11 protein-coding genes are annotated in these 8,483 nt (G+C 40.5%); all 11 read left to right on the forward strand.

Annotated features, from left to right (window positions below; genetic code table 11):
• The first annotated feature begins 32 nt into the window (after nt 1–32).
• Nucleotides 33–623 carry a cyclase family protein gene (locus ACJMMI_RS03990; RefSeq protein ID WP_405353770.1) on the forward strand — a complete coding sequence of 197 codons (591 nt, stop codon included), beginning with the start codon at nt 33–35 and terminating at the stop codon, nt 621–623.
• A 1-nt stretch (nt 624) separates the two neighbouring features.
• Nucleotides 625–1,284 (forward strand): HAD family hydrolase, encoded by a 660-nt coding sequence (locus ACJMMI_RS03995; protein ID WP_405353772.1) that lies wholly within the window; start codon nt 625–627, stop codon nt 1,282–1,284.
• Nucleotides 1,285–1,294: 10 nt separating this feature from the next.
• Nucleotides 1,295–1,933, forward strand: a complete 639-nt coding sequence (locus ACJMMI_RS04000; RefSeq protein WP_405353774.1) for an epoxyqueuosine reductase QueH — start codon at nt 1,295–1,297, stop codon at nt 1,931–1,933.
• A gap of 71 nt (nt 1,934–2,004) precedes the next feature.
• On the forward strand, nt 2,005–2,457 hold the full coding sequence (locus ACJMMI_RS04005) for a YaiI/YqxD family protein (protein WP_405353776.1): 453 nt from the start codon (nt 2,005–2,007) through the stop codon (nt 2,455–2,457).
• A gap of 104 nt (nt 2,458–2,561) precedes the next feature.
• Nucleotides 2,562–3,275, forward strand: a complete 714-nt coding sequence (gene pyrH, locus ACJMMI_RS04010; protein WP_117704632.1) for a UMP kinase — start codon at nt 2,562–2,564, stop codon at nt 3,273–3,275.
• Nucleotides 3,276–3,308: 33 nt separating this feature from the next.
• Entirely contained in the window at nt 3,309–3,863 is a 555-nt protein-coding gene (gene frr / locus ACJMMI_RS04015; protein WP_022235157.1) for a ribosome recycling factor, read from the forward strand.
• 1 nt (nt 3,864) lies between these two features.
• Nucleotides 3,865–4,608 carry an isoprenyl transferase gene (locus ACJMMI_RS04020; RefSeq protein ID WP_405353778.1) on the forward strand — a complete coding sequence of 248 codons (744 nt, stop codon included), beginning with the start codon at nt 3,865–3,867 and terminating at the stop codon, nt 4,606–4,608.
• Between the two features lie 19 nt (nt 4,609–4,627).
• Nucleotides 4,628–5,458, forward strand: coding sequence for a phosphatidate cytidylyltransferase (locus tag ACJMMI_RS04025; RefSeq protein WP_405353780.1), 831 nt, complete (start codon nt 4,628–4,630; stop codon nt 5,456–5,458).
• Nucleotides 5,459–5,461: 3 nt separating this feature from the next.
• On the forward strand, nt 5,462–6,613 hold the full coding sequence (locus ACJMMI_RS04030) for a 1-deoxy-D-xylulose-5-phosphate reductoisomerase (protein ID WP_405353782.1): 1,152 nt from the start codon (nt 5,462–5,464) through the stop codon (nt 6,611–6,613).
• A 42-nt stretch (nt 6,614–6,655) separates the two neighbouring features.
• Nucleotides 6,656–8,029, forward strand: coding sequence for an RIP metalloprotease RseP (rseP, locus tag ACJMMI_RS04035; protein WP_405353783.1), 1,374 nt, complete (start codon nt 6,656–6,658; stop codon nt 8,027–8,029).
• Nucleotides 8,030–8,045: 16 nt separating this feature from the next.
• Nucleotides 8,046–8,483, forward strand: a 438-nt coding sequence (locus ACJMMI_RS04040; protein ID WP_405353785.1) for a flavodoxin-dependent (E)-4-hydroxy-3-methylbut-2-enyl-diphosphate synthase, incomplete at its 3' end; no start/stop codon positions are given.

The raw sequence follows: 8,483 nt of genomic DNA on the forward strand, positions 1-8,483 counted from the left end.
ATAATTATTAAGACAAAAAGTTGGTGCATAGCTTGATAATTCACGACATTTCAAGAGATACTCTCACAAGCAAGGTTTATGACGGTGACCCGCAAACTCAGGTAACAAAGATTAAAAGCATTGAAAACGGTGACGATTACAATCTCTCAGCCGTAAGCTTTTGTACTCACACAGGCACTCACATAGATGCACCTTTGCATTTTGCAAGTGACGGCAATTCTATTTCAAAAATGCGACTAAACACTTTTACAGGCAAATGTACTGTTGTGACTGTCAGCGGTGTTCTCACAGGAGAAGATATGGACAAAATTCTTTCCCACAGCCGTAAAAAATTGCTTTTGCACGGCAATTCAAAGGCTTTTGTTTCTCCATTTGCCGCAAGAGTTCTTGCCGACAGCGAGATAGCCATGATTGGCACAGACGCACAATCAATCGCTGCCGAATACGATGAAACGGAAACCCACAAAATTCTTGCAAATGCAGGTATTGCAATCTTAGAAAATCTTGACTTGTCGGATATTTCAGACGGTGATTACGAGCTTTACGCCTTTCCGATTAAGCTTGGCGGACTTGAAGCCGCACCTTGTCGTGCAATTTTGTTTGAACAGGAAAGAGGTCTTTGATATGATAAAAATGGTAGTATTTGATTTGGACGGCACACTTGTAAATTCCCTTACCGACTTGGCTATTGCCACAAATGAGGGGCTTAAAGAGGCAGGACTTCCTACACAGCCGATTGAAAAATATAATCACTTTGTTGGCAATGGCAGAGAATTGCTTGTAAAGCGTGCAATGGGTGAGAAAAGTGAAAACAAAGAGCTTTTTGACATTGTTATGAACGGCTTCAATACCTACTATTCAGCACACAGCAACGACCATACCGCTGAATACAAAGGCTGCACAGAGCTTCTTGATTCACTCGAGAGAAACGGCATTATGACTGCTGTCCTTTCAAATAAGCCTGACGAATTTGTAGGTGCAATCCTTGCAAAGGTGTTCCCAAACCATAAATTTACAGAGGCATGGGGCAACAAAAAAGAATACAAATGCAAGCCTGACGGCGAAGCTCTCAACGCTATTCTTACATTGCACAATGTAAAGCAGAGCGAGTGCATTTATATAGGCGACAGTGATGTTGATGTTTTCACAGCCAATAACGCAGGAGTAAATATGCTTGGTGTAGAGTGGGGATTCCGTGGCAGAAAAGAGCTTATGGACGCAGGTGCTCCACAGGTTGCCGCAACAGCCGATGAGCTTTTGCAAATGATTTTAGCACAGAAATAAGGAAGATAAAATGAACAAGGTAAATTATCAAAAAATTCTTGATAACATAATAGCAAATCTCGAAAAAACAAATACTGTTCCTACCCTGCTTTTGCATGTTTGTTGTGCACCTTGTTCGAGCTATTGCCTTGAATATCTGTCACAGTACTTCAAAATTACAGTATTTTTTTATAATCCGAATATTTCCGAAAAAGAAGAATACATTCACAGACTTAACGAAGAAAAACGCTTTATTTCCGAAATGAATTTCAAGTATCCTGTAACCGTTATCGAGGGCGAATATTCTCCTTTAGAATATTTTTCTGCCGTAAAAGGTCTTGAAAACGAACCTGAGGGTGGGGAAAGGTGCAAAAAATGCTTTGCACTCCGCCTTGAAAAATCTGCCCGCATTGCCTGGGAAATGGGCTTTGACTACTTCACAACCACCTTAACCATAAGTCCGCTTAAAAATGCAAGCCTTTTAAACGAAATCGGCGAGTATTTTGCAAAACTTTACAGCGTAAAATGGCTTAGCAGCGACTTTAAGAAGAAGGAAGGATACAAGCGTTCCATAGTTTTGTCGGCAGAACATAATTTATATCGTCAAAACTATTGCGGTTGTGTATTCTCAAAGCGACAGGCAACGGAAAATCAGAATAATATATCATAAAATTTCAGAAAAGATCGGCAAACCGAAACGGCGAACCGGTCTTTCTTTATGAAGATTTAGGAGGTGAAAGGTTGAAAATTTTAGTTGATGCAGATGCTTGCCCTGTAGTAAGGCAGGTGGAAAAAATCGCAAAAAAGTACAGTATTCCCGTAATTTTGTTATGTGATACCAACCACATACTTTCGTCAGATTACAGCGAAATCAAAGTAATAGGTGCAGGTGCCGACGCCGTTGATATTGCCCTTGCAAATCTTTGCAAAAGCGGAGATGTTGCTGTAACACAGGATTACGGAGTTGCCGCACTTGTGCTCGGAAAAGGCGGTTATGCAATTCACCAGTCGGGCAAGATTTTTACAAATGAAAACATAGACGGTCTTTTAATGGAGCGACACATTAATAAGAAGGCAAGAATGTCATCGTCAAAGAACCACTTAAAAGGTCCTAAAAAACGAACAAAAGAGGACGATTTAAGATTTGAAGCTGCATTTGAAAGCCTTTTAATCAGCATAACGACAAATAAATAAAAATAAAGAGTGCAAAATAGAAAATATTGTCTTTATTTTCTTTACAAAACAGGCATTTTATAGTATTATTATAGTAATTATATTACACAGTGGGGTGTTAAGTTATGAAACCAAAATACAATAGAATTTTATTAAAGCTTTCAGGTGAATCACTTGCAGGTGACCAGAAAACAGGTATCGACTTCGACAAAGTTGTTGAAATATGTAAACCAATCAAAAAATGCGTAGATGCAGGCGTTCAGGTGGGTATCGTTGTTGGCGGCGGCAACTTCTGGAGAGGCAGAAGCTCAGGCGATATGGACAGAACCAGAGCAGACCATATGGGTATGCTTGCAACTGCAATCAACGCTCTCGGCGTAGCAGATGCTCTTGAGCAGCTCGGTTGTGTAGTAAGAGTTCAGACTGCTATTTCAATGCGTCAGGTTGCCGAGCCGTATATCCGCAACAAGGCTATGTGCCACCTCGAATCAGGCAAGGTAGTTATCTTCGGCTGCGGTACAGGTAACCCATTCTTTAGCACAGACACAGCGGCTGCTCTCCGTGCAAATGAAATTGAAGCTGACATTATGATGAAGGCTACAATGGTTGACGGCGTTTATGACAGCGATCCTAAGACAAATCCTAACGCTAAAAAGTACGATGTAGTATCTTTCCATGAAGTACTCAACAAGGATCTTGCAGTTATGGACAGCACAGCCGCTTCACTTTGTAAGGACAACAAGCTTCCTGTACTTGTATTCAGCCTTGAAGACCCGGAGAATATTTATCGTGCAGTATGCGGTGAAAATATCGGTACTGTAGTTGACGCTATAGACTAATAATATTTATGATGAATTAACGGAGGAAACATTATGCAAACACAGATTAAAAAAGCTTCTGAATCAATGGAGAGAAGAGTTTCTCATATGCAGCAGGAGTTTTCAGAAATCAGAGCCGGCAGAGCAAACCCGGGTGTACTCGACAAGGTAAAGGTAGATTACTATGGTGCTCCAACACCTGTAAATCAGCTTGCTGCCGTATCAGTAACCGAAGCAAGAACTCTTACAGTTCAGCCTTGGGATATGTCTGTTTTAAGACAGATTGAAAAAGCGATTCTCACATCAGATATCGGCATCAATCCACAGAATGACGGCAAGGTTATCCGTCTTGTGTTCCCACCTCTCACAGAGGACAGAAGAAAAGAAATCGTTAAGGATATTATGAAGATTTCCGAGGATACAAAGGTTCAGGTAAGAAATGTTCGCCGTGACTTAATCGACAAGCTCAAGGCTATGAAGAAGAGTGGAGAGCTTACAGAGGACGACTTAAAGCAGGGCGAAAAGAAAGCTCAGGAGCTTACAGATAAGTATATCAAGAATATAGACACAATTTCAGCTGCTAAGCAGAAAGAAATTTTGGAGATGTAATATGGCTTTTTGGAATTCAAAATCCGAAGAAGCTAAAAAAACGGATATAATTCTCCCTGAGCACATAGGTATTATAATGGACGGAAACGGCAGATGGGCTAAAAAGCGTGGTCTGCCTCGTTCCGTTGGGCACCGTGAGGGTGCTAAAACCTTTAGAAAAATCACAAGATACTGCTCAGATATTGGTATTAAATACCTCACCGTTTATGCTTTTTCAACCGAAAACTGGAAGCGTCCCGAGGACGAGGTAAACTCCCTTATGAAGCTTTTTAAATCATACCTGAATGAAGCACTTGAGGACTTCAAGGACGACAGTATTGTTGTAAAATTTATCGGAGATAAGTCACATTTCAGTGATGATCTTCAGAAGCTTATGATTGAAAACGAAGAAAGCTCTAAGGATCGTGACGGAATGGTACTTAACATTGCTATGAATTACGGCAGTCGTGATGAAATTATCCGAGCAGTAAAAAATATAAGCAATGATGTTAAAAACGGCAAATTTGATGTAGAAAGCATTGACGAAGAGCTTTTTTCAAGCTATCTTTACACCGCAGGTCAGCCTGACCCTGATTTAATCATCAGACCAAGCGGAGAATACAGAATTTCAAACTTTATGCTTTGGCAGGCTGCATATACAGAGTTTGTCATTATGAATAAGCTTTGGCCTGATTTTGATAAATCAGATCTTGACGAAGCTCTCAATATGTACTCTCAACGAAACAGGCGTTTTGGCGGAGTATAAAAAAGCAGGTAGATTAGTTATGAAATCATTAAAAGCAAGACTTCTTACAGCAGTAGTCGGCATTTCTATTATCCTTGTTTTGCTGTTTTTAGGCGAAATGCAGCCATATGTTATTGCCGGTGCAGTTTCTGTTGTAACTGCATTTATGACCGGAGAATATTTACATGCAAACAAACTTCTTAAAAAATATTTTATTTCTGTTCCGTGCATACTATTTGCAGCGGCAATTCCTGTAATTTTAAATACTGGCTTTGTGTATCCCGTAATTGCTGTATTTATGATACTTGGCTTTGCAATGCTTATTTTTAACCATAAGCAGATAAATTACCTTGAATTTGCATACGCAATGTTCGGCACTTTACTCATTACCTTTGGTATGAGTGCATTGTCTGAACTTTGCCTTGTATATAAGCCGCTTAGTTTTTACTTTGCCACCATTTTTTCTTTGCCTTGGATGGCAGACGCAGGTGGATTTTTCATTGGTGCAAGCTTTGGCAAGCACAAGCTTTGCCCGAATGTCAGTCCTAAAAAGACAGTAGAAGGTGCAGTCGGCGGTGTACTTTTCTGCGTAATCACAGCTATTGTTCTCGGTCTTATGTTTGCGTTCTGGTTTGCACCTGAATATAACTACAACTTCGTGGCTCTTATTATTTTGGGAATTGTTGACGCTGTTGTATCAATCATCGGTGATTTAAGCTTTTCACTCATTAAAAGAAGTGTTGGTATAAAAGACTACAGCTCAATTTTCCCGGGGCATGGCGGTATGCTCGACAGATTTGACAGTATTATATTTACTGCACCTGTTATGGTTGCTATAAATCACTTTTTGCCTTTTGTAACGGTGGTATAAATTATGATTCAGAATATTTCAATTTTAGGTTCAACAGGCTCTATCGGTACTCAGACTCTTGATGTGGTCGATAAACTAAGCCTTAATGTAACCGCTCTTACAGCACACTCAAATGTAAAGCTTATGGAAGAGCAGATCAGAAAATATAAGCCTAACCTTGCCGTCCTTTATGATGAGAAAAAGGCAAAGGAATTAAAGCTTGCGGTAAAAGATACTGACACAACTGTTCTTGCAGGTATGGACGGACTTGTGGCTGCCGCTACAGAAGAAAACACCGAGCTTGTACTTAACTCAGTAGTAGGTATGGTTGGTTTGCTGCCGACCATTGCAGCGGCAAATGCTAAAAAGGACATTGCTCTTGCAAATAAAGAAACCTTGGTTGCCGGCGGTTATCTTGTAACAGATGCGGTAAAAAACAACAATGTAAAGCTTTTACCTGTTGACAGCGAACACTCTGCAATCTTCCAATGCTTGCAGGGTATGCCACACAACAAGGCTTTAAAAAAGCTTATTCTTACAGCATCAGGCGGCCCGTTCTTTGGTAAAACCCGTAACGAGCTTAAAGATGTTACAGTCGAACAGGCACTCAATCATCCTAACTGGAGTATGGGTGCAAAGATTACCATTGACTCGGCTTCTATGATGAACAAGGGACTTGAGATAATTGAAGCAAGCCGTCTTTTTGATGTTGACGGTGAGCGAATTGATGTGGTTGTTCACAGAGAAAGCATCATTCACTCTCTTGTTGAATATGATGATAATTCTGTTATCGCACAGCTTGGTTTGCCCGATATGCGTATTCCGATTCAATATGCCGTTACATATCCCGACCGCTATGAATCGCCTGTTGGCGAACTTAATCTTGCGGATATTGCTAAGATGACATTCTTTGAGCCTGACTACAAAACCTTTGAATGTCTTACAGCCTGCAAAAAGGCACTTGCAATCGGCGGTACTGCCACAGCTATTGTAAACGGTGCTAACGAAGAAGCTAACGCACTGTTCAGAAACGGCAAAATTTCTTTTCTTGAAATTGGCAGACTTGTTACAGAATCTCTTGATGCTGTTAAGCCGGTAAATCAAAAAAATGTAGAGGATGTTTTGAATGCAGACGCTCTTGCAAGGGAGTTTGTACGCAAAGCGGTAAACAAATAATATTAATTTGCGGAATTTTTATCTGGAGTTGATTGACCAAATATGCAAATATTAGTAACTATAGCCTTGGTAGTAATTGCGGTGCTGCTTTTTGAGCTTATTATAGGATTACACGAGTTCGGACATTTCATTACGGCAAAGCTTTCAGGCATTAAGGTAAATGAATTTGCACTCGGAATGGGGCCAAAGCTTTTTAGTTTTAAAAAGGGCGAAACCCAGTATTCACTCAGACTTTTTCCTATTGGCGGATACTGTGCAATGGAGGGTGAGGACGAAGAAAGTCACGAACCACGCTCATTTAATAATGCAAAGGTCTGGAAACGAATGATTGTCATTATTGCGGGTGCAGTAATGAATATAATTCTCGGCATTATTTTTTCTTTTATAATGGTCATTCCGCAGGAGGCATATTCCTCCACTACGATAGACCAATTTGACCCTCGCTCTTACTCTGCAAATTCAGGTTTGCAGACAGGCGACAAAATCGTAAAAGTCAACGGATATGACATTTACAATTCAAAAGATTTGTCATTTTCTTTTGCAGGTGTAAACTGTGAAGATGTTGACGGCAAATCTCTTTCTGTATATAAAGAGGACTGTGCAAATGCAATGTGTACTGAGTACAGCAAAATTGCAACTGATCAGAAGCCCGATGATGATACCTTGGTAAGCCTTTACAACATTCTTACTGACGGCTGCACAAAGGTCAATAACGTAGCTGATAAAGCAGCAGCACTTTCGGTAATGAACGATACTGTAAAAAAGCTTTACGAAACTATGAATATTACGGATTACACACTTCCGACCATTACCGAAAAGGAAACTCGTCAGCGTTACACTGCAACAGTCACAGTTATAAGAGATGGTAAAGAAGTAGAGCTTGAAGATGTTCAGTTCTTTACCTATTACAAAGATGAAAAGGACAAAGAGGCAGATAAGCCTTCCGTTGCCCTTGATTTTTATGTTGAGCCAATCGATAAAACCTTTACCTCTGTAATAACACAGGGCTTTTCTGAGTCTTGGTCAGTTGCCAGAATGGTATGGCAGTCGCTTGTGTGGATTGTACAGGGCAGATTTGGCTTTAAGGATATGTCAGGTCCGGTCGGCATTGCAACTGCCGTTACTCAGGTAGCCTCACAGGGACTTGAAACCAACTTTGGTTCAGCAGTATTTAATATTTTAAATGTAATGACCTTGATTACAATTAACCTCGGTATTTTTAATATGCTTCCATTCCCGGCACTTGACGGCGGCAGATTTGTTCTTCTGCTTATTGAATGGATATTTAAAAAGCCAATACCGAGAAAAGTTGAAAAATACATCAATGCAGCAGGCTTTGCTATTCTTATGATATTTATGGTTGTAATAACATTCAAAGATATTTGGCAGCTATTTACCGGTCAGCTTGGTCTGTAGCACAGGAGGAATTACTGTGGGAAGTAAAAAACAAGTTAAGGTTGGCAATGTACTTGTTGGTGGCGGTGCTGATGTAAGTATTCAGTCAATGCTCAATGTTCCGTCAACTGACATTGAAGGCTCTGTAAAGCAGGCAGTAGAGCTTGAAAAAGTGGGCTGTCAGATTATCAGAGCTGCCATTCCTAATATGGACGCAGTCAGACTTATTCCGGCATTAAAGGAAGCACTTACAATTCCTGTTGTTGCCGACATTCATTTTGACTACAAACTGGCTCTTGAGGCATGTGCCGCAGGAGTAGATAAAATTCGTATTAATCCGGGCAATATCGGCTCAGACGATAGGGTAAAGGCTGTGGCTGACGCTTGCCGTCAGAGAAATATTCCTATCCGTATCGGCGTAAATTCCGGCTCGCTTGAAAAAGAAATTCTTGCAAAGTACGGTCATCCCACACCG

It is taken from the genome of Ruminococcus sp. (genome assembly GCF_045129435.1).
Taxonomy (GTDB): Bacteria; Bacillota; Clostridia; order Oscillospirales; family Acutalibacteraceae; genus Ruminococcoides.

What these genes read in the sequence shown, in the direction of transcription:
- ACJMMI_RS03995 (WP_405353772.1), top strand. Translation starts at nt 625, where the DNA reads ATGATAAAAATGGTAGTATTTGATTTGGACGGCACACTTGTAAATTCC.
- ACJMMI_RS04000 (WP_405353774.1), top strand. Translation starts at nt 1,295, where the DNA reads ATGAACAAGGTAAATTATCAAAAAATTCTTGATAACATAATAGCAAAT.
- pyrH (WP_117704632.1), top strand. Translation starts at nt 2,562, where the DNA reads ATGAAACCAAAATACAATAGAATTTTATTAAAGCTTTCAGGTGAATCA.
- frr (WP_022235157.1), top strand. Translation starts at nt 3,309, where the DNA reads ATGCAAACACAGATTAAAAAAGCTTCTGAATCAATGGAGAGAAGAGTT.
- ACJMMI_RS04020 (WP_405353778.1), top strand. Translation starts at nt 3,865, where the DNA reads ATGGCTTTTTGGAATTCAAAATCCGAAGAAGCTAAAAAAACGGATATA.
- ACJMMI_RS04025 (WP_405353780.1), top strand. Translation starts at nt 4,628, where the DNA reads ATGAAATCATTAAAAGCAAGACTTCTTACAGCAGTAGTCGGCATTTCT.
- ACJMMI_RS04030 (WP_405353782.1), top strand. Translation starts at nt 5,462, where the DNA reads ATGATTCAGAATATTTCAATTTTAGGTTCAACAGGCTCTATCGGTACT.
- rseP (WP_405353783.1), top strand. Translation starts at nt 6,656, where the DNA reads ATGCAAATATTAGTAACTATAGCCTTGGTAGTAATTGCGGTGCTGCTT.